The sequence below is a fragment of the Mixta sp. Marseille-Q2659 genome, from assembly GCF_940807255.1.
Classification (GTDB): domain Bacteria; phylum Pseudomonadota; class Gammaproteobacteria; order Enterobacterales; family Enterobacteriaceae; genus Mixta.
Genome location: NZ_CALNWY010000007.1, coordinates 111,118 through 131,215 on the forward strand (window position 1 = coordinate 111,118; position 20,098 = coordinate 131,215).

At 55.3% G+C, this 20,098-nt stretch carries 17 protein-coding genes and 2 pseudogenes; 10 read left to right on the forward strand and 9 right to left on the reverse strand.

The window, feature by feature from the left end:
• Positions 1-71 precede the first annotated feature (71 nt).
• Positions 72-953, forward strand: a complete 882-nt coding sequence (locus P3C52_RS07670; RefSeq protein ID WP_040113425.1) for a LysR family transcriptional regulator — start codon at positions 72-74, stop codon at positions 951-953.
• Here P3C52_RS07670 and P3C52_RS07675 read toward each other — a convergent pair whose 3' ends face one another.
• Both P3C52_RS07675 and P3C52_RS07680 read right to left on the reverse strand, forming a co-directional pair.
• Positions 954-1,844, reverse strand: a complete 891-nt coding sequence (locus P3C52_RS07675; RefSeq protein WP_052246541.1) for an ABC transporter six-transmembrane domain-containing protein — start codon at positions 1,842-1,844, stop codon at positions 954-956.
• A 140-nt stretch (positions 1,845-1,984) separates the two neighbouring features.
• Positions 1,985-3,940: pseudogene (locus P3C52_RS07680) on the reverse strand (methyl-accepting chemotaxis protein).
• Positions 3,941-4,217: 277 nt separating this feature from the next.
• Between P3C52_RS07680 and P3C52_RS07685 the strand changes: the two are divergent.
• Positions 4,218-4,814 (forward strand): TetR/AcrR family transcriptional regulator, encoded by a 597-nt coding sequence (locus P3C52_RS07685; protein ID WP_040113424.1) that lies wholly within the window; start codon positions 4,218-4,220, stop codon positions 4,812-4,814.
• Here P3C52_RS07685 and P3C52_RS07690 read toward each other — a convergent pair.
• The gene (locus P3C52_RS07690) at positions 4,797-5,486 is read right to left on the reverse strand and encodes an aspartate/glutamate racemase family protein (RefSeq protein ID WP_040113423.1); all 690 of its coding nucleotides are present in this window, start codon (positions 5,484-5,486) and stop codon (positions 4,797-4,799) included. The genes P3C52_RS07685 and P3C52_RS07690 overlap by 18 nt on opposite strands.
• Before the next feature lie 95 nt (positions 5,487-5,581).
• Between P3C52_RS07690 and P3C52_RS07695 the strand changes: the two genes are divergently transcribed.
• From P3C52_RS07695 to P3C52_RS07720, 6 genes are all read left to right on the forward strand, one after another.
• Entirely contained in the window at positions 5,582-6,298 is a 717-nt protein-coding gene (locus P3C52_RS07695) for a DJ-1/PfpI family protein (RefSeq protein WP_040113422.1), read from the forward strand.
• 146 nt (positions 6,299-6,444) lie between these two features.
• Positions 6,445-6,732: a LysE family transporter gene (locus tag P3C52_RS20940; protein ID WP_071882944.1), complete on the forward strand. Its 288-nt coding sequence runs from the start codon at positions 6,445-6,447 to the stop codon at positions 6,730-6,732.
• A gap of 34 nt (positions 6,733-6,766) precedes the next feature.
• Complete coding sequence (locus tag P3C52_RS07705) at positions 6,767-8,029, forward strand: DUF2254 domain-containing protein (RefSeq protein WP_040113421.1); 1,263 nt, start codon at positions 6,767-6,769, stop codon at positions 8,027-8,029.
• Positions 8,030-8,119: 90 nt separating this feature from the next.
• A complete protein-coding gene (gene betT / locus P3C52_RS07710; protein WP_040113420.1) occupies positions 8,120-10,114 on the forward strand; it encodes a choline BCCT transporter BetT in 1,995 nt (664 codons plus the stop codon).
• Between the two features lie 102 nt (positions 10,115-10,216).
• On the forward strand, positions 10,217-10,711 hold the full coding sequence (locus tag P3C52_RS07715) for a DinB family protein (RefSeq protein WP_040113419.1): 495 nt from the start codon (positions 10,217-10,219) through the stop codon (positions 10,709-10,711).
• Positions 10,712-10,761: 50 nt separating this feature from the next.
• Complete coding sequence (locus P3C52_RS07720) at positions 10,762-11,190, forward strand: ASCH domain-containing protein (protein WP_040113418.1); 429 nt, start codon at positions 10,762-10,764, stop codon at positions 11,188-11,190.
• Between the two features lie 73 nt (positions 11,191-11,263).
• On the opposite strand, the gene P3C52_RS07725 is transcribed toward P3C52_RS07720, so the two are convergent.
• Positions 11,264-11,833: a DsrE family protein gene (locus P3C52_RS07725; protein ID WP_040113417.1), complete on the reverse strand. Its 570-nt coding sequence runs from the start codon at positions 11,831-11,833 to the stop codon at positions 11,264-11,266.
• 211 nt (positions 11,834-12,044) lie between these two features.
• On the opposite strand from P3C52_RS07725, the gene amyA reads away from it, so the two are divergent.
• Positions 12,045-13,523: an alpha-amylase gene (gene amyA, locus P3C52_RS07730; protein ID WP_040113416.1), complete on the forward strand. Its 1,479-nt coding sequence runs from the start codon at positions 12,045-12,047 to the stop codon at positions 13,521-13,523.
• Positions 13,524-13,606: 83 nt separating this feature from the next.
• Complete coding sequence (locus tag P3C52_RS07735; RefSeq protein ID WP_040113441.1) at positions 13,607-14,290, forward strand: haloacid dehalogenase type II; 684 nt, start codon at positions 13,607-13,609, stop codon at positions 14,288-14,290.
• Positions 14,291-14,434: 144 nt separating this feature from the next.
• Here the strand turns inward: P3C52_RS07735 and P3C52_RS07740 are convergent, their stop codons facing one another.
• The 5 genes and pseudogenes from P3C52_RS07740 to traT all read right to left on the reverse strand — a co-directional run bounded on the left by P3C52_RS07740 (position 14,435) and on the right by traT (position 20,000).
• Complete coding sequence (locus tag P3C52_RS07740) at positions 14,435-15,169, reverse strand: GntR family transcriptional regulator (RefSeq protein WP_040113415.1); 735 nt, start codon at positions 15,167-15,169, stop codon at positions 14,435-14,437.
• Between the two features lie 101 nt (positions 15,170-15,270).
• A pseudogene (gene frlD / locus P3C52_RS07745) lies at positions 15,271-16,056 on the reverse strand (fructoselysine 6-kinase).
• Between the two features lie 127 nt (positions 16,057-16,183).
• Complete coding sequence (gene frlB / locus P3C52_RS07750; RefSeq protein WP_040113413.1) at positions 16,184-17,206, reverse strand: fructoselysine 6-phosphate deglycase; 1,023 nt, start codon at positions 17,204-17,206, stop codon at positions 16,184-16,186.
• Between the two features lie 21 nt (positions 17,207-17,227).
• Positions 17,228-18,565 carry a fructoselysine/psicoselysine transporter FrlA gene (gene frlA, locus P3C52_RS07755; RefSeq protein WP_224144874.1) on the reverse strand — a complete coding sequence of 446 codons (1,338 nt, stop codon included), beginning with the start codon at positions 18,563-18,565 and terminating at the stop codon, positions 17,228-17,230.
• Positions 18,566-19,268: 703 nt separating this feature from the next.
• Positions 19,269-20,000, reverse strand: a complete 732-nt coding sequence (gene traT, locus P3C52_RS07760; protein WP_040113412.1) for a complement resistance protein TraT — start codon at positions 19,998-20,000, stop codon at positions 19,269-19,271.
• Between the last annotated feature and the right edge of the window lie 98 nt (positions 20,001-20,098).

Genomic DNA, 20,098 nt, shown 5'->3' on the forward strand with positions numbered 1-20,098 from the left:
TAATATCAGGATGAGCCAGCCTGCTCACAGAATCCAATAGCGAAAGCTGCCAGCTTTGAGACGTTTTTGATATGGAACTGCGCCATCTGCGTTATTTTGTTGCCGTCGCTGAGACGCTGCACTTTACCCGTGCGGCTGAGATGCTCGGTATTTCTCAGCCGCCATTGAGTCAGCAGATCCAGCGTCTGGAGCATGAGATAGGGACGCCACTGCTGAAGCGCCTGACGCGCGGCGTTGAATTGACAGAAGCGGGACGCGCTTTCCTGCCTGATGCGCTGCAGGTTGTACAGCTTGCGGATCACGCGCTGGAAAAAGCGCGCGGCGTGGCGCGGGGAATGAGCGGTCAGATGTCGCTGGGGTTTGCCAGCTCCGTAGCCTTTGGCTCGCCGGTATTTGAGCTTCTTGGTCGCTTCAGAGCGCGCTATCCGGCGATGGAGCTGATCACCCGCGAAGAGAATATGGCGCTGCTGATGCAGGATCTGCGTGACGGACTGCTGGATGCCGCGTTTATCCGCCTGCCGTGCGAAAGCAGCAAAGCGTTTAACCTGCGGGTTATCGCGACTGAACGCATGATGATTGCGCTGCCGGCCGGGCATGCGCTGAGCCAGCAGGCAAGCCTGGCGCTGACGCAGCTGGCGGAAGAGACACTGATTATGTTTCCGCGCGAGGTGGTACCCAGCCTTTATGAGCTGATCGTCAGTACCTGCCTGCGCGCCGGCTTATGCGCCGATCGCTTTCAGCAGGCCCCGCAGATCGCCGCTTCGCTGGGCATGGTCGCGGCCGGCTGCGGCGTCGCGCTGGTACCTGCCTCACTGTGCTGTATCAATAACCCGCAGCTGCGGTTTTGCGAAATTGAAAACAATACGCTGTTTACGGATATCGCCTTTGCCTGGCGGCGCAATCACCCCAGCAGAAGCGTGCTGCATCTGCTGAGCCTGGTCAGTGAAGAATGATCAGCTCCCGCTGTTTACCCGGCGCCCGATATCCCTGAGCTGGGAATATTTTTCCAGCAGCTGAGGCGCATCATCAAGGCTCATGGCAAACATCCACATATAGGTCATGACAGAGTACACATGCCCCGCTTCCACGCCGCCTCTCAGGCTCATGACCAGAATGGTGCTGCCAAACAGCAGCGCGGCTACGCTGCCGATGGCCAGATAGCCAACGGCTTCCCGATCGGAGAGGCAGATCCGCAGCCGGGCCAGTACGCGATAGTGCCGTACCAGCGGTGAGGCGGGCGCGTGGCTTACCATATCAACCTCTTTTTCCAGCCGGTTGTTCAGGCGCAGAAACAGCTGCTCGTTCTGACGCGTAAACCCTTTCAGGAACAGCGCAAAAAACAGCAGAATGCCGAGACACGCCATGCCTGACCAGAATTCAATCAGCAGCAGCATCCCTGCCGCGCCGGCAATGGATGCTACTGACGTGATCAGCACCGGCAGATGCTTCTCAAAAAAGTCGACAAATTCACGTGACAGCGTCACTCGCGCAGCCACCATTGAAGCGCGGTTATTTTCACGCCGCTGAGCGAGGATCACCGGGACGGCCATCTCAGCATAAATGCGGGCAAAAGTGCGGGTATCAACGCTGCGTCGTGCCGCGCCAATCAGCCACATTACCAGAACCATGACGGCATAAAGCACCGCGTGCAGCGCATTGCCTGCCAGGATCGCGTTGACGGCAAAGCCCGCCAGTAAGGGATAAAGCAGATAAAGCGCGTTTTCCGCAACCACCAGGCCGAGCGTGATGATGAGTTTTTTGCTGTGGCGCATGCCAAGCATTTTAAGCATGGCGGCTGCACCTGTCGGGGCCGGCTGAGTGGAAGCTGCACTAAGGATTTTCATAGGTTCATCTGATGTAATTGCATATTTGAGCGGTTGCTCAAACTCAAGGCGAGTCTATTTGAGCAACTGCTCAAAGTCAATCTGCAGAAAAGCGGAAACAGGAAACGGGCGCAGCTGAGGGTGCGCCCGGAGTAAAGAGATTAACGTTCGGCCGAAAGCTTTTGCAGTATTTTCAGTTCATCAACGGCAGCCTGCATGGCATCCATACCGGCCGTCAGCGTACGGAGGTTTTGTAGCTGCTGTGTAATGTCAGCCCGTTCACTGCGCGTCTGCTGGCTCATGGCCGCGATGGCATCCGCCGCGTGCAGACTGCGATCGGCCATGTCGCTGGCAGTCTGAACCGTATGGCTGGCCACGCTGCGGATGCGGGAAATGGTACCGACAGCGTCGCTGATATTGCTGGCGGTGGCTTCCGCCTGCTCTTTTGACGAATGCGCCAGCCGGCGGACCTCGCCTGCGACCACGGCAAAGCCGCGTCCCGCTTCGCCCGCGCGTGCGGCCTCAACGGCGGCATTCAGCGCCAGGATATTAGTCTGAAACGCGATGTTACTGATACCGTGCGTGATGACATTGATGCCATCGGAGATCCGCTCCAGATCGTCCAGACCCTCACCAAGCTGACTTTGTGCCTGCTGACTTTCGCTGGCGATAGCGCTGATTGCACGGATGCTGTTCTCTGCCATGTTCAGCGTTTCACTCTGGCTGTGTGTGGCGGCTTCCAGCGCCGGCAGCGCCTGCACAATAGGCGTCAGCTCCTGCTGATAGCTCACCACGCGCCCCAGTACCCGGGTCTGGATGCCGTTAAGCGCTTCCCAGCGGCGCAGCGCGCGCTGGGCATAGTGCGCCGCATAGCCCGCATACTCTACCGGAAACTGCGCCATCGCTTTCACGTCGCGGTTGAAAAACACCAGCGCCGAGAGCGTCTGATTAATCGGCACGCCAAGGATTTCACCAAAGCTGGAAAACCCGGCGGCCGGAATACCTTTGAAGAAATGTGCATTCTGCAGGGCACTCAGGTTTCCCTGACGCCGCAGAATGCAGTCATTCATCATGACTGCAGCAGGCTTGCCGTGGCGTGAGACAAACTTTTCCCAGTCCTGCAGCGTCGCCGCTTTGAAGTCGCGCTCCTGCATCAGCCAGAGGCGGTCGCCAAATTCAAGGTCGCAGAAAAAATGTACGCGCCCGGCCTCGATTTTTGCGACCGAGCGTATGAAATATTCGTTTCCTGCTTTAACGGCAAACGTCAGACCTTGCAGACGCTGACTCAGCTGCTGTTCACTGCAGCCGAGCTGGTCTGCCAGCGCGGCGGTGAACGGCTGCTGCTTGCCCTGAGCGGTAAAGACAGAGGTCACGGTACGCGTCAGCGGATCGGCTTCCGCAATCAGCCAGCTCTTTTCCAGCGGCGTAAAATTCTGGCTTTTGAACGGCGCAAATGATTTACCGGCCGCCATGCGGCAGAACACTACCACCGTCTTGCCCTGCAGCACCTGCCCGCCTGCCCCTATCCACGTACCGTCAAAGCTTGTACGCCCGCCTGCTGAGCCGCCAATGGCCAGGCAGGGAAAGCGACCGCTGTTATACCAGGCCTGCATAAAAAAGCCTTCTGACGCAGATAAGCCGTCGCAGTAGATCATCGCAAACGTGCGATCGGCAGAGAGCGGCATACGCAGCTGGAGCGCGGCCAGATCGCGTTGAATGGCACTGATACGCTCGGTGACGCTGTGGGTATCCTTCAGATGCAAATCGATGATATGGGTTTCATGCTCCGCGACCAGTGAGTCAGGCAGCCAGAGCCAGCTGCCTTCCTGCCCGTTACCGTCACAGTAGGTGCTTTGTTTACCGCTGGCGCTTAGCGCCCCGTTGGATGAAAGCGTAATGACCGTTAACGCAGCCGAGTTGAAACGCTGCTAGGCCTGACTGACACGATAAAAATCCGCCTCCGGCGGCACAAAGGTCAGTAAAATGCCAGCCGCACGCGAGGAAAGACCAATATCGCCCGGCGAGGCAGGCAGATTCTGGCAATGATAGATACCATCTGCAGGCTGAGATCGTGCGGTAAAACGGGCGCGGCTAAACATCGTCTTCATTAAAGACATATTCTTATTTTTCCTGCTGTAAGCTATTGCGCATTAAAGCTGCGCAGCCTGGTGTGGTTAAAAGAGGGCTAAAAGCAGGGTCCGTTCGCAATCAGAACTCATCAGTGCGTTGCCGCCGCTGCACGCTGAACTGTGCAGAAGCGGACCACGGTTATCGGCCTGCCCGGAACAATCTTCAGCAATTGCTGATATAGACCACACCAATGGTTAAACGCGGCAATCACCGGTATATCTGCTACCATGCGCCCTGTGTTGTGACCGGAATGCAAAAGCGCAGATGAAGAAAAATACCGACGAATTAAAGCACCGTATTCTTGATACCGCTGTGGCGCTGTTTATCGAAAAAGGCATTGCCGGGGTAACGACCCGTGACGTTACCGAGCAACTTGGCCTGTCGCGCAGCCATATCTATCACTACTTCAGTAACTGGCAGGCGCTCTCACTGGCTGCGCTTGAGCGCTTTATGGCGCAGGAGATCGCACAGTTTACGCGCGAGGCTGAAGGGCTGGCACCAGAGCAGCAGCTGCGGCGGCTGGCCGGGATCTACCTGCCGGATAGTGTGGATGCAACGTGGAAGCTTTATGATTCCCTCTGGCAGATGGCAGCGAACAATGACGCATGGGCCGCCCTCGCTGAAAAGAACATAGCCAGCTGGAGCGCACTGATTGGCGGGATGATTCAGCAGGGAGTGGATCAGCAGCACTTTCACACTGCCGATACAGGTCAGGTTACCCGTCAGCTTAGCGCCATGCTCAATGGTTACGCTGAGGTGCTGAGTATCAGCCCTTCAGCAGAGAAACATCAGCAGGCGATGACGGATATCACCGCGTTTATCCGGCTGGTGCTGCAGCCGACGTCAGGGTGTCAGCGCTAACGCCAGCGCTGCTTCACAGTGGATCAGCGTGGTGTCAAACACCGGCACAGAGACATTGCCCTGATTGAGCAACATGCCGACCTCAGTGCAGCCAAGGATCATGCAGTCCGCGCCCTGCGCTACCAGCCGCTCTGCCACCTGCACAAACGCCTCGCGGCTGGCTGCTGTGGTGATATCTTTGCACAGCTCATCATAAATAATCTGGTGTACCCTGGCACGATCGTCGTTAGCCGGGATAAGTGGCTGTAGCCCGGCCGTTTCCAGCCGCTGACGGTAGAACTGCTGCTCCATGGTGAATGCGGTAGCGATCAGGCCCGGCGCGCGCAGTCCCGACGCCACAATACGCTCTGCAGTCGCATCGGCGATATGCAGCAGCGGAACAGCAACGTCTTTCATCATGGTTTCAGCCAGTTTATGCATGGTATTCGTGGCCAGCACAATAAAATCTGCACCACGAGCCAGCGCATGCGCCTCTCTGTTCAGGATCTCACCGGCAGCCGCCCACTGACCGCTGGCCTGCAGCTGCTCAATGCGTGCAAAGTCGAGCGAGCGGATCAGCAGCTCCGGCGAATGCAGTCCCCCCAGCCGCTGACGCGTCAGCTCGCATAGCTGACGATAGTAGGTTTGCGTTGAGGCAGCAGACATTCCGCCCAGAATACCAATGGTTTTCATTGCCTGTTATTTCCTTCTCTGGACTGCCGGGGAGCTATACACGCTGCGTGTATATTCGCTATGGTGTTTTATCGCACACCTGAAAGGATGCTGTCATGCACGGGTCTGAACTTTCTGTAGGATTACTGCTGTTTCCGGGCGTCACCCAGCTGGATCTCACCGGACCCTTTGAGGTCTTTGCCCGCGCGCCACACACCCGGGTGCATCTTGTCTGGAAAACGCTGGATCCGGTGATTTCAGATCGGGGATTAGCGATGTTGCCCACCACCACTTTCGACGACTGTCCGTCGCTGGATGTGATCTGTGTGCCGGGCGGTCCGGGACAAATTGCCCTGATGACGGACAGCGCTGTACTGGCGTTTATTCGTGAAAAGAGCGAGCGGGCCTCACTCGTGACGTCAGTTTGTACCGGCTCGCTGGTGCTGGGGGCGGCGGGTCTGCTCAAAGGTTACCGGGCCACATCTCACTGGGCATCGCTGGATCAGCTGTCACTGCTGGGTGCTGAGCCGGTCAGCGCGCGCGTGGTACGCGACCGGAACCGCATCACCGGCGCAGGCGTGACTTCAGGCATCGACTTCGCGCTGACAGTGGTAGCTGACCTGCAGGGTGAAGCGGTGGCGCAGATGATTCAGCTGCAGATGGAGTATGACCCCCAACCGCCCTTTAACAGTGGATCGCCGGGTACCGCACCGGCTGAGCTGTTAGCGCAGGCCACGACACAGATGGCGACGTTTATTGAAACGCGCCGTCAGGCCACCGTCACGGCAGCTCAATATCTCGTTTCTCTCAACTCAGGCATGGATGATCGCTGAATGCCTCACGTTAGCGAACTGTTACTCGTCTTTATCACCTGTTTCGTGGCCACAGCAAGTCCGGGCCGCGGCAATATGGCGATTATGGGTACCGCAATGCGCAGCGGCCGGCAGAAAAGCGCGCGGACACACATCCGCAGCCTGTTGTGCGCGACGGTAAACGGTTCCGGCAGGGTGTGCTCATGCACATATTAAATCCCAGGGCTATTCTTACCTGGGTGTCCATTATATCCGTGACGCTGACGCCCGGTGCTGATGCCGGGGTGCTGCCCAACATAATGGGTGGCTGCGCAGCAATCTGTGTTGCGGTGTTCTGCAGCCTTGCGCTGCTGTTCTCCGCGCCCATGATGGCTGCTCTTTATCAGCGCGTTCAGCGCATGCCCGACGCCGTGCTGGGGATATACTTTCGCTTGCCGGCATACGCCTGCTGCTGAGCCGCAGTTAACCAGTCTGATTACAGGGAAGACGATGTCGAAAACACAATGGTTACTGCGCCGGCTGACAAAACAGCTCTGGTTTCGCAGCTCGCTGTTTGCCGTACTGGCGGTGATCACCGCGCTGGTGGCTATCGCGGTGAAACCGTTTATTCCTGCTTCCGTATCCGGTCTCATCGGCAGTGAAGCCGTGGATGAAATCCTGGCTATCCTCGCCTCCAGTATGCTGGCCGTTACGACGTTTTCGCTGAATATTATGGTCTCAGCCTATAACTCTGCGAGCAGCAGCGTAACGCCCCGCGCCACCAGTCTGCTGCTGGAGGATCGCACCACGCAGAATGTGCTGGCGACGTTCATTGGCTCGTTTCTCTACAGCCTGGTAGGGATCATTGCGCTGGGGATGGGCGCATACGGCACACAGGGGCGGGTTGTGCTGTTCTTTGTAACGCTGCTGGTGATCGCCATGATTGTGATCACCCTGCTTCGCTGGATCCAGCATCTCGCTAATTTTGGCAGCCTCGGCGAAACGTCTCAGCGTGTTGAGCAGGCAACCCGCGCGGCGCTGACTGAACGCTTACAGGATCCCTGTATGGGCGGATCGGCCTGGCAGGGTGAGTTGCCCGCTGCGGCCACACCGCACCCGCTTTTACCCGAGGCGATTGGTTACCTGCAGCATATCGATTTGCAACGGCTAAACGACTGGGCAGACGCGCAGCAGGTGCATCTTTATCTGGCTGCCCAGCCCGGCAGCTTTGTGCATCCGCGCTCGCCCCTGCTGTGGTGCACACAACCGATGTCCGAAGAAGATCAGGACCATCTGCAGCGTGCATTTACCGTTGGTGAACAGCGTTCTTATGAGCAGGATCCCCGTTTTGGCCTCTGTGTGCTCGCAGAAATCGCCTCGCGTGCACTTTCGCCTGCCGTCAACGATCCGGGCACGGCCATAGATATCATTGGCCGTGCTGTCAGATTGTTTGGTCACCCTGTCCCTGCGGCTTCTGATGAGGTGACCTGGCCGCGCATATTTATTGAGCCCGCCCGGATCAGCGATATGTTTGATGATATTTTCAGTGCTATAGGGCGCGATGGTGCTGCACTGGCTGAGGTACATATTCGTCTGCAGAAGGCGCTTCAGGCGCTGGCACAGATTGCACCGCACCGTTACGCCGCTGATGCTCAGCGCCATTCCAGGCTCGCCCTGTCACGCGCAAACGCGGCGATGACCTGTAAAGCAGACAAAGTAGCCGTGGAGCAGGTAGCCCGCTGGTCACTCCCGGAAATAATTTCGCGTGATTAGCCTGGTTTTTAAACACCTGCTGGCGTATCGCTTTTACTCTTCCATACTGATTGTTACATTTGGTCTTCATTCACGTTATGCAGGATACTTATGCCAACATCAGAAACGGATATCCAAAAGAAGCGAAGCCATATCAATCCACCGGTATTCTTCACGTCTGCTGCCCTTATTTTTATTCTGGTAGCCTTCGCCGCGCTATTCCCTGAACAGGCGGATACCCAGCTTACTGCACTGCAGACGTCGCTGTTTGCCAATGCCAGCTGGTTTTATATTCTCGCTGTTGCCCTGATTTTGCTGACCGTAATCTACCTGGGGGTGTCGCGCTACGGCGATATTAAACTCGGGCCCGATCACGCAGAACCTGATTTCAGTTATCACTCCTGGTTTGCCATGCTGTTTTCCGCCGGCATGGGCATTGGGCTAATGTTTTTCGGCGTGGCAGAACCCGTGATGCACTATATGGCGCCGCCATCAGGCGAGCCGGAAACCGTAAACGCGGCGCGGGAAGCGTTGCGTATCACGTTCTTTCACTGGGGGCTGCACGCCTGGTCGATTTATGCGATTGTGGCGCTGATTCTGGCCTTTTTCAGCTATCGTCACGGACTGCCTTTAACGCTGCGCTCAGCGCTCTATCCGATTATTGGCGACCGTATCTACGGCTGGATGGGCCACGCCGTGGATATTTTTGCGGTGATTGGTACCGTACTGGGCGTGGCCACCTCGCTGGGTTACGGCGTACTGCAGGTTAACGCCGGTCTTAATCACTTGTTTGGCCTGCCGGTCAGCGCCACGATGCAGGTGATCCTGATAGTGGTCATCACCGCACTGGCAACCCTTTCCGTTGTCTCCGGACTGGATAAAGGTATCCGGATTTTATCGGAAATTAATCTTGGCCTTGCGGTGCTGCTGCTGATTCTGGTCGGTACGCTGGGTCCGACGGTGCTGCTGTTGAAATCCTTTGTGGAGAATACCGGCGGCTACCTCTCAGAGCTGGTCACCAAAACCTTTAATCTCTACGCCTATGAACCCAAATCGAGTAAGTGGCTCGGCGGCTGGACGCTGTTCTACTGGGGCTGGTGGCTGGCGTGGTCACCGTTTGTCGGCATGTTCATTGCCCGCGTATCGCGCGGTCGTACCATCCGTGAATTTGTCACCGGCGTGCTGTTTGTGCCGGCGGGCTTTACGCTGCTCTGGATGACCTTCTTTGGCAACAGCGCCATCTGGATGATCATGCAGCAGGGCGCCGCCGATCTGGCGCAGACAGTGATGAGCGATCAAACGCTCGCGCTGTTTAATTTTCTGGAGCATTTTCCCTTCAGCTTTGCTCTCTCCTGTATTGCCGTCGCCATGGTAGTGGTGTTCTTTGTCACGTCAGCGGACTCCGGAGCGATGGTGGTGGATACGCTCGCTTCAGGGGGCACGGATCAAACGCCAGTCTGGCAGCGTATTTTCTGGTCCGCGCTGATGGGGGTCGTGGCCATTACTTTACTGCTGGCCGGCGGCATGAAAGCGCTGCAGGTTGTGACTATCGCCAGCGCCCTGCCGTTTGCCATCATCCTGTTAATGTCGATGTATGGCTTGCTTAAAGCGCTTCGTATTGATGCCTGGAAGCGCGACAGTAAGCAGATTGCGACTATCGCGCCCACGGCTGCGCGCAACCCGATTCCGTGGCAGCGCCGTTTACGTAACATTGCCTACTTTCCAAAACGCTCGCAGGTGAAGCGCTTTATGACGGAAGTCATCTATCCGGCGATGGAGATGGTAGAGCAGGAGCTGGCAAAGCAAAACACCCCGTCGCATACCCGTGCCGATGAAGACGATCGTGTGCGGTTTGAGGTGGATCTGGGACAGGAGCTTAACTTCGTTTACGAAGTCCGCGCGCGTCCCTACCTGCAGCCCGCCTTTGCGCTGGCAGGGATGTCAGGAAGTGACAAAGCGGAGGAGCAGAAGTATTACCGTGCAGTCGTCTACCTTAAAGAGGGCGGCCAGGATTATGACGTAATGGGCTGGAATCAGGAGCAGATCATCAACGATATTCTCGACCAGTATGAGAAGCACCTGCACTTCCTGCACATCGTGCGTTAACGTGACTGCATGACAAAAGAGGAGCCTGGCTCCTCTTTTTTATTGCTCTGGTGTTTTTTTTTGCTGCTATGATGAGACTCTGCCTTTTTTCAGGATGAAACCATGAGCAGCACCCTGACCACCCTTCTCCGTTATAAATTGTGGATAGACGCCGCCACCCTGCAGGCGATTTCCCACATTGATGCCGCACAGTTTGCAGAAAAACGTCATCTGGCGTTGCGTCTGATGAACCACGTCTATGTTGTGGACGCTATCTTCAAAGCAAACCTTACCGGTGAGCAGCACGGTTACACCGCACTGAATACCCCTGAAACGCCTGCCGTTGAAGAACTGATGCATGCTCTGTCGGAGACCACCCGCTGGTACCTGAAGCATGTCGCTACGCTAAACGAAACCGATCGCGCTAAAGTGATCCGCTTTCGTTTTGTAGATGGTGGTGCCGGAGAAATGCAGGCTGAAGAGATGATCAACCATATGCTGTTTCACGGCACCTACCACCGCGGTGCGGTCGGCTGGCTTTTATCAGCGTGCGGCGTCACGCCGCCGAAAGATGTGCTGGCGGTATTTTTGCGGGATCACAATGATAAAAATTTGTAACGGAAAGAACGCACTCTGCCTGTCACTCCGGATACCTGAAAGGAATCAATATGACTGAGATAAATGCACTTAAAGCGAAATACCCGCAGGCGCTGAGCCGGGCGTTTGGTGATTCACCTGCCCTGGCGGATACCCTGGCGAAACTGATTACAGAGGGCAGGAAAACCGCCACCTGCGGTTCGCTGGCTGCTTTTCAGAACGATGCTGAAGCGCCGACTGTCGGCAGCTACAGCATTGTCCTGGACGGCCACAATCAACCGGTCTGCGTGGTTCGCATCGTCAGTCTGCAGCTGATACGCTTCTGCGATGTCACCGAAGCGTTTGCCCGTAAAGAGGGTGAAGGCGATCTGAGCCTCCGCTACTGGCGTCAGGAGCACCAGCGCTTTTTTGAAAGCAGCGGCGTTTTTGATGAGCGTATGGAGCTGGTGGCTGAAGAGTTTGAGCGGGTAGAGGTCGTGACCCCTCAGGCCGGCTTTTAAGGCACACGATAGCCGTGTTATTCAGTCTGCTCTTCCCGCGCATCGCTCACCTAAAACAATCAATCAGCAGATGTTATTTATCCTGTCTTCCTCCCTGCGTATCCAGCAACGCATAACCCTGGTTCTGCAGCACGGTCATCGTGGTCAGCGCTGAGGGGGTAGTGATAACGGGTGCCGCGACCCAGTGAGGATCGTAATGATGCCAGGCCAGCGCCTGGCTGCACAGTGTTACTTTAACGCCTGCATCATTCAGGGCTTTTATCAGCTGCAGATTCGGGTTGGCCGCACCGAATAGCTTGTGGTAGTGCTGCTCATCCAGCATAGCGGGCGTGGCGCCGCCATTAACGGCTACTACGGCGTCAATCTGACTGAGCGGCACGCCGGAACGGCCATAAAGATTGATAACGCGCGCCACTTCATTCAGGCCGGGATTGATATCCGCGGCGTTGCTCGCTGCCTCACTCACCTTGAAAACCAGTTTGTAGCGCTGCGTGCTGTCAGGCTGAAAAGCCGCATCAGGCGTGTCATAGAGTTTACCGTAGCCGGCAATCAGCGGCGTTCGGGACGTATCCGCATGCGCACTTTGCATCAGGCAAAAAGAGCTGAAAAGAATCAGTGAGCAGGAGGAAAGGTATCGGATCATGTACGCTCCGCGTAAGTCAGTAGCAGGCATCAGGGAGAATCAGCATAAATAAAAAAACGCGGTTGCAAAGTGGCACACCTGCTTTTAGGAGTAATGCACATCCCATGCCGGTCCTGCTGTCGCAACAGCAAAAAGTGCGGTGACCGCTGAATAGTCGCGCGCTTTTCCATTCCCGCTCCATAATTCTTTTGACTATAAACGGAGCCCGGCGATGAAAAATCCAACCCTGTTACAGGCATTTCACTGGTATTACCCTGAAGGTGGCCAGCTCTGGCCTGAGCTGGCCGAACGTGCAGCGCATATGAGCGAATCGGGTATCAATATGATCTGGCTGCCACCGGCCTATAAAGGCGCCTCCGGCGGCAGTTCAGTCGGCTATGACACTTACGATCTGTTTGACCTGGGCGAATTTGATCAGAAAGGCACTGTTGCCACGAAATATGGTGACAAAGCGCAGCTGCATACGGCGATTTCCGCGCTGCAGCAGCAGCAGATTGCAGTACTGATGGATGTGGTGGTTAATCACAAAATGGGCGCGGATGAGAAAGAGCGCATTCTGGTTAACCGCGTCGACGAGCAGGATCGTTCACAGATTCATGAAGAGGTAGTGGAGTGCGAAGCCTGGACCCGCTACACCTTCCCGGTCCGTGCCGGACAGTATTCAAAGTTTGTCTGGGACTATAAGTGCTTCAGCGGTGTCGATCATATCGAAAACCCTGATGAAGATGGTGTGTTCAAGATTGTGAATGACTACACCGGCGAGGGCTGGAACGACCAGGTTGATAATGAACTGGGCAATTTTGATTACCTGATGGGCTCCAATATCGATTTCCGCAACCGCTCGGCGACGGAAGAGATCAAGTACTGGGCGCGCTGGATGCTGGAAACCACCCAGTGTGACGGATTCCGCCTGGATGCGGTTAAACATATCCCGGCCTGGTTCTACAAAGAGTGGATTGACCATGTGCAGGAGGTCTCTGAGAAGCCGCTGTTTATCGTGGCGGAGTACTGGTCATTTGAGCTGGATAAACTGCAGCAGTATATCAATCAGGTTGAGGGTAAAACGCTGCTGTTTGATGCCCCACTGCACATGAAATTTCACGAAGCCTCTAAGCAGGGCAGCAGCTACGACATGAGCCAGATCTTCTCCGGTACGCTGGTAGAAGCCGATCCGTTCCACGCCGTCACTATTGTTGCTAACCATGATACTCAGCCGCTGCAGGCACTTGAAGCGCCGGTGGAAGCCTGGTTCAAGCCGCTCGCCTATGCGATGATTTTGCTGCGTGAAAATGGTGTGCCTTGCGTGTTCTACCCGGATCTTTATGGTGCCAGCTATGAAGATACCGGCAGCGATGGTGAAACGCATAAAGTTGAAATGCCCGTAATCGATAAGCTCGATCAGCTGATGATTGCGCGCCAGCGCTTTGCTCACGGGGTACAGACGCTGTGGTTTGATCATCCCAACTGCATCGCTTTCAGCCGCAGCGGGACTGAAGATGAGCCAGGCTGCGTGGTAGTGATGTCTAACGGCGACAGCGGAGAAAAAACGCTGACGCTGGGAGAAAACTACGCCGGTAAAAACTGGCGCGATTTTCTCGGCAATCGCGATGAGACGATTACCACTAACGAACAGGGTGAAGCGGTGTTCACCTGTAACGGCGGCAGCGTCAGCGTCTGGGTTATTGAGTGATACCCGCGCGGGCTGCGCCTCTGGCAGCCCGCGCGTTATGCTCTGCAGTAATACGTTTTATGAAAAAAGGTGCACAGATAATAATGAAAGAGGCTACCCTGCTGGTATTTGATGTTAACGAAACGCTGCTCGATCTGACCTATCTGGATACTTTTTTTCTGGATACCTTTGGCGATGCGCAGGTGATGCGTCAGTGGTTTGCGGAACAGATCCTGTATTCCCAGACGCTCACGTTAAGCGGTCGCTATGTGCCGTTTGGTGAACTGGCCGTTGCCGTATTAAAGATGGTGGCGACGATCCGCGGGATTGCGCTTGATTCATCACAGATAACGCGTTTTCAGCAAGAAATGGCGGTGTTACCTGCTCATCCTGATGCGCTGCCCGCGCTGAAAAAACTGCAGGCTGCGGGTTTTGAGATGGTGACGTTTACGAACTCATCGGCAGACGCCGGCAAAAAGGTGCTGGCGCAATCCGGACTGGCATCGTTTTTTTCACAGCAGTTCTCCGTTGAGCAGAGCGGCTGTTTTAAACCTGCCGCTGCCGCTTATCGGAGCGTCAGTGAGGCGCTGGATCGGCCACCTGCTGCGCTCAGGATGATAGCCACGCACGCCTGGGATATTATCGGCGCCATGGCCTGTGGCTGGAAAGGCGCGCTGATCACCCGCCCCGGTAACGCACCGCTGTTGCTGGGTGAACAGCCTGATATTTCTGGTCCCGATTTACCGGCAATAGCAGAACAGATCATTGCGTTAGACAGGCGGGCGTAACATAGCGCTCATGATTACTGCAATGAATTGATGAATGCAGTAATCCGGCGCTGACCGGGCGCGATCGGCAAATGTGCACAAAGCGTATCCCGCGTTAAAAATTTGCCTGGCAGAGAAACATTAAGAGGGCCCTGGCCCTCTTTTTTATTTCTGACGCTGGTTATCGATAGTCAGGCTAACGCGGTTAGCGCGGCAAAACAGTTCCGAATAGTGCACTGGTTTCGCGTTTTGATCGAAAGCGATTTTACTGATGCGAAACAGCGGCTCGCCCAGTTCACATTTCAGCCTCTGGGCCTCGGCTTTAGTGGCCATAAAAATATCTATGGTCTTCTTATCACTCACCACGCGAGTGTCGAATTTTTCCTGAAACAGCTTATAAGTAGAGGCGCCTGCGGTATAAATGGTGTCAAATGCCGGGTAACGGGAGAGCGGGATCCAGGAAATATCGATAAACAGCGGCTCATCATCAAGATACATGACCCGCATCAGGCGAAAAATGTCGCTGCTACCGGGAATATTCAGCCTTTCACAAAATGGATCGGCGTTCATGCACTCCTGTTCGATGACCTCTTCCCGGGTCGGCTTACCCTGGGAAACGCCAAAATCAGTAAAGCCGCTTACCGTCAGCAGCGCATTTTCAACCTTTTTACTTTGCACAAAAGTGCCCTTGCCCTGCCAGCGCTGCAGCACACCGTCATTGACCAGATCGCTGATTGCTTTGCGGATAGTGATGCGGCTAACGTTATAGAGCGTGCATAACTCGCTTTCAGTCGGGATCTGCTGGCCAGCCTGGTAAACTCCCTGCGCAATATCATCAAGCAGGCGCTGGCGCACGGTGGCGTAGAGGAGTTGATGTGAGTAGCGCTCCGTAGCTGACATGAATCGACCCTGAAGTTGTAAGAGGAGTAGGGTTGATTATATGGGCCTTTTCGGATGAGTAACAGGCGCTGGCATGGGTAATGTCACGCCAGCGCTGACCCTCACCAGGCACCATGATAGCCAATAGTACGCGCAGCGCACCGGGTACCCTGTTTCATCGCACCCTACAGCGGCAGGTCGTTAGCGATAGCGCACAGGAACCCGGCGATGTATGAATCCCCTGCCCCCATGGTATCTACTACGCTGACGCGCTGCGGCGGCATCTTCCAGAACTGTATGCCGTCCCACGCCAGGCTACCGTTTTCACCCAGCGTGGCGATCGCCACCCCTGCGCCACACTGCACCACGGTTTGTAGCCGGTCGCGCAGCCACGCATTATCAGTATTTGCTGAGGCAAAAACATAATCAAGATGTTCCGGCAGCGTGTGCCATAACGGGCTTTCCCATTTATCTGCAAAATCAAACGACAGGATTTTTCCCGCCGCCTTCAGTGCGGGAAAAGCGGACTCAGCATGACCCCAAATGGCGGAGTGAATAATGTCAAACTCCATTAGCCACGCCAGTTCCTGCTCACCCACGCTGAAATCTGCCATCACGCCTTCGGTATAGTCACCGAGAATGCGATCGTTATCGCGCAGTTCCACCTGCGTCTGCGCTGTCAGACCGGGCATCACACGCAGCCGGGAAATATCCACGCCATGTTGCGCAAGATCGCGGCGCAGCATGGCACCATAATCATCTTCACCCACCCAACTGACGCAGGCGGGCTGCATCCCGTAACGCGTGCTGTAAACCGCCACGTTAACAGCGTTGCCACCAGAAAACGCTTTACCCAGCCCGGGATAAATATCCACGCAATTATCACCTACCGTTGCCAGCCGTTTCATTGACCCTCCTGTGACAGCCGCACGCGCGCGCCAGCAATGAATGCTGATGTCCGCAGGTAAACATACCCGTTTTCATTCGTATGTCCTTGCTGTGATGCCCGGCCTGCATGGAGACCGGGCGGGGAAATTAATACTCGACGATCCCGCCATAGTAACGGCGATCGTCCGGGTTATGGTCTTTGTAGATGGAGAGGTAGTAACAGAGCCACTCCATCGGGACAAACATCAGGAATGGGGCGAGCCACGGGTGCAGTCCCTGAGCGATCTCGGCATAGTCGATCACGATAACGTTATCGGTACGCTCGCGTACGAAACGGATAGCGCGCTCGGTGGTATGACGGCTTTCGTCATTGCCCAGCAGGAACAGAAAGGGCACGCCCGGCTCTACGATTTCCAGCGGGCCATGGCGGAACTCGCCGCTCTCAATCACCGATCCATGTGTCCAGGTAAACTCCATCAGCGTAACAATCCCCTCTTTGTAACTCAGCGGACGCAGCGGACCGGCGGCAACGGTATAGATCATCGGCCACTGTGAGGCCTGCTCACCAAGCTGACGCCCTTTTTCTTCCCAGGTACGCACCAGATGCCCGAGCGCCTGCGGAAGCTTATGCAGATCGTTTTTAATTTTGCCGATTTCGGTGTGCGGCGCGAGGCGCGTAATCATCTCCAGCACCACGCTGTAACACAGCAGCAGATGAATTTCCCAGATGCAGTCTGCTTCATACGCCACCACATGCTGCGCAGCCTGATTGATAGGGCTGTCCGGGCGTTTGGTAAAGGCAGCGGTCAGTGCGCCGCAAGCCGCACCCAGCTCCAGTGCCTTAATCACCTCTTCGGTTTTGCCGTAATCAGAGACGCCTATTACCGCGCAGCGCTGATCCAGCCGGTGGGGGGTGTTATCGCAAAATTCCCAGCCGGAAAGCGCATAAACCTGAAGGCCGGAGAAACGATCAGCCAGATGCTTTGCCGTCTGCGCAGCATTCAGCGGGGAGCCGCAGGCGACAAAGTAGATGCGATCGACGCCACGTTTGATCATTTCATCAACAAGGGCATGCACGCGGGGAACGTCTTTCTCAAGAACCTTCTCCACTTCGCTGACCATGTTTTCAGTTACCAGGAAATCCACCGTGTTTTTATCAATATTCAGCATGCAACAACTCTCCAGACAGGGTTAAGAAACGTGAGCCAGACGGCGGTTGCGCTTTTCCCAGAAGGCGTAAGCGGGCAGGCCGGTGGCGATAACAATCAGGGCGCAAATCAGCCCCGGAATTGGCGCCCACACAAAGGTGGAGGCAACAAGAATTAAGCTTGAGGCGATAGCGGCAAAGGTCATCAGGCCGAACGCCGGTGTGCGCCACAGTGGTTTATAGTCTTCACGTTTGCGACACCAGATAATCGAGCCGAAGGTCAGGGTGTTTTTGAAGCACATCACCAGCGTGAAATAGCCCAGCAGGCTGGTCAGGTCAGAGACAAAAATAAAGAAGATGCCGAGGGCGCACTGCAGGATAATAGAGATATCCGGCGTGTTGTATTTTGGATGTACATGCCCGAAGCTTTTGAAAAACAGGTTATCTTTCGCCATCGCATATTCGAGACGCGGCTGATACATCACACAGCTGGAAAGTGAGCCAAGGATCACGATGATGGCAGTAATGGCGACAAAGACTCCCGCCACGCTGCCGAGCGCCGGAATATACGTGAGTGCGTCGGAAATTGGCGTTGCCGAGACGGCAAGTTTATCGAATGGCATCAGCCCGGTGATCACCAGCGCCAGCAACGAATAGAGCACTAATACCAGTAAACAGGAACCGATCAGCGCACGCGGCATGGTTTTGCCGGGGTTTTTGATCTCTCCGGTCATATAGCAAATAGAGGCCATGCCGGTATAGGACCAGCTGGTAGCGGAAATCCCGGCCAGCAGCGCCATTATTCCTGCCGTCGTACCGGAGGTTGCAGTGGCCGGTGCGTTAAAATTATCCCCTTTTAACCAGAACACGCCGATGCCGATGACAATGGCAAACGGAATGATTTTAGCGATGGTGATCAGCGTCTGAAAGGTCGCGCCGCCTTCAACCGAACGCAGATGCAGCAGCATAAACGCCAGAATCAGACCGGTGGCAATGAGTTTCCCGGTGAACGGGTCGATCGGTATCAGAAAGGCCATATTACCGACAATCGCCAGCGCCATGATAGAGAGCGACGGCGCGTCATTTGCCCAGAAGCTGGCCCAGCCGGAGAGAAATGCCAGCGGACGGCTGCCCGCGTTTTTCAGATACACATAGTCCGCGCCGTTTTCGGGATACGCGGTAGACAGCTCCGCATAGACGCACATCTGCGGAATAACAATCAGTCCGCCAATCACGAAAGCCAGCACCGTGAGCCACGGCGAGCCTGCTGCCTTTGCTACTTCACCAACCGAAACGAAAATACCGGAACCGACGGTCGTTCCGACGGAAATGGCCAGCACGGCCCAAAAGCCGAGCTTGCGTTGGAGTTCCTGGCCTTCCATATCGTTACCTTTTAATTATTAAATGGAGTTGTAGGGTTCAGTACGCCTGAATGAAGGCAGCAGGTCACCGCACGATCTAAAGCAGAAAGTGTGAGATGGCGTGTTGCTGATTTTCATTATGAGATGACGCATAACGAATATAACAACATATAATGAATGTTACTGGCGAGGTAGATCACAAAATCGTCATCTGGAAACAGACAGTTATGTGATTTTCAGATAAGTTGTTGAAATTAAAAGCTTAAATATCCAACGTTCATGAAAACGGCAAAAAGAACGAGAAAAGGAAGCGGGGCTTGATGACAGGGTTTGCGTTTTTCAGCCTGAACCCTAAGCTCCTGAATGCTTCCTGATAACAGTCAGTGGAATAATTTTGATATCAGGTGTAATCAGAAACGTAACGCTGATGGCCGGGCTGAACATGTGACAATCCTTTTCCTGTCAGACGTTTTATTAGTTACAGCACCCTTTTACCTGTTCCACTCATTCCGGCCCTTCGGGCCGGGCGCTGCGGCAAGTCAGGAGGGGCAACCCGGTTTCAGATTTGCGCCTGAGGCTGAAAGGGTCAGAGAGGGGCAATGTGTGTCAGGCCGGCACCTGTTAGGGTTTTACGTTAAGGGATGCTGTAACTATTTAGGGAGTATATCTTTAGCCATTCAGTTGCGATCTGCCGCCAGCCGGAAAGCGCCAGCGGCAACCGTGATTACATAATGCCTGCCACGGATTTCGCCAGCTGCGCTTCCAGCACCGGCTTCGCCTCTTCAAACTTGAGGTTGACCTTATTGGCGTTGGACACCACACGCGTCTGATACTTCATGCGGTTGCCCTCTTCGCTGCTGGTCTGCAGCTTGATGCCAGAGGTACCCTGACGCAGCGCCGCAATGTTATCAGTGGTAACGGCATTTTTGCTGCGTTCGGAAATCTGCAGATCGGTCACCATGGTGAAGTTCACATCTTCGATCAGCGCATCGGCTGCCATTCCCGCCAAACCCGCCGCCAGGCCGACACCAAGCATCGCGCCACCCGAGTTACCGTTATAAGCCGTAATGCCGGCACCCAGCGCTGCACCGGCAACCGCACCTTCATAACCGGTAGCCAGGAAGCCCTGTGACTGGCGCAGATCCATCTTTTCCGCTTTCAGCACGTTAGCCTGGATCCAGTAGTAAGCCGCATCAGGCGAGGATGTGACGGTATACCCTTTCGCCTGCAGGTCCTGCGCCAGCAGCGACTGCAGATCGCTCATATCTTTGTCAGAGGTATTACGCACCTGCAGATAGACCGTTTTCTGAGTGGAAGGCTCAAGCCATACCGTCTGGCTCATCTGCGTTTTAACTTCAAGGTTGCGCTTTTTGATGGCGGTAGTCATGGCGCTGCAGCCGGAAAGGACGATGCAGGAGGCGACGACGGCCGCCACCAGGGGTTTACGATGGTTCATTTACTGCTCCCTGAGAAGAATTAACTGCGGCGCACTCTTGCCCGCAGCACACCTGTGAAACAGGCGCAAACACACCGGTTTGCGCTAAGGTGGCAGGA

Coding starts and splice junctions, on each gene's coding strand:
- P3C52_RS07690 (WP_040113423.1), bottom strand. CDS start 5,486: ATGAAAACCATTGGTATTCTGGGCGGAATGTCTGCTGCCTCAACGCAA.
- P3C52_RS07675 (WP_052246541.1), bottom strand. CDS start 1,844: ATGAAAATCCTTAGTGCAGCTTCCACTCAGCCGGCCCCGACAGGTGCA.
- frlA (WP_224144874.1), bottom strand. CDS start 18,565: ATGGAAGGCCAGGAACTCCAACGCAAGCTCGGCTTTTGGGCCGTGCTG.
- betT (WP_040113420.1), top strand. CDS start 8,120: ATGCCAACATCAGAAACGGATATCCAAAAGAAGCGAAGCCATATCAAT.
- P3C52_RS07705 (WP_040113421.1), top strand. CDS start 6,767: ATGTCGAAAACACAATGGTTACTGCGCCGGCTGACAAAACAGCTCTGG.
- P3C52_RS07735 (WP_040113441.1), top strand. CDS start 13,607: ATGAAAGAGGCTACCCTGCTGGTATTTGATGTTAACGAAACGCTGCTC.
- P3C52_RS07695 (WP_040113422.1), top strand. CDS start 5,582: ATGCACGGGTCTGAACTTTCTGTAGGATTACTGCTGTTTCCGGGCGTC.
- P3C52_RS07725 (WP_040113417.1), bottom strand. CDS start 11,833: ATGATCCGATACCTTTCCTCCTGCTCACTGATTCTTTTCAGCTCTTTT.
- amyA (WP_040113416.1), top strand. CDS start 12,045: ATGAAAAATCCAACCCTGTTACAGGCATTTCACTGGTATTACCCTGAA.
- P3C52_RS07685 (WP_040113424.1), top strand. CDS start 4,218: ATGAAGAAAAATACCGACGAATTAAAGCACCGTATTCTTGATACCGCT.
- P3C52_RS07720 (WP_040113418.1), top strand. CDS start 10,762: ATGACTGAGATAAATGCACTTAAAGCGAAATACCCGCAGGCGCTGAGC.
- P3C52_RS07740 (WP_040113415.1), bottom strand. CDS start 15,169: ATGTCAGCTACGGAGCGCTACTCACATCAACTCCTCTACGCCACCGTG.
- P3C52_RS07715 (WP_040113419.1), top strand. CDS start 10,217: ATGAGCAGCACCCTGACCACCCTTCTCCGTTATAAATTGTGGATAGAC.
- traT (WP_040113412.1), bottom strand. CDS start 20,000: ATGAACCATCGTAAACCCCTGGTGGCGGCCGTCGTCGCCTCCTGCATC.
- frlB (WP_040113413.1), bottom strand. CDS start 17,206: ATGCTGAATATTGATAAAAACACGGTGGATTTCCTGGTAACTGAAAAC.
- P3C52_RS07670 (WP_040113425.1), top strand. CDS start 72: ATGGAACTGCGCCATCTGCGTTATTTTGTTGCCGTCGCTGAGACGCTG.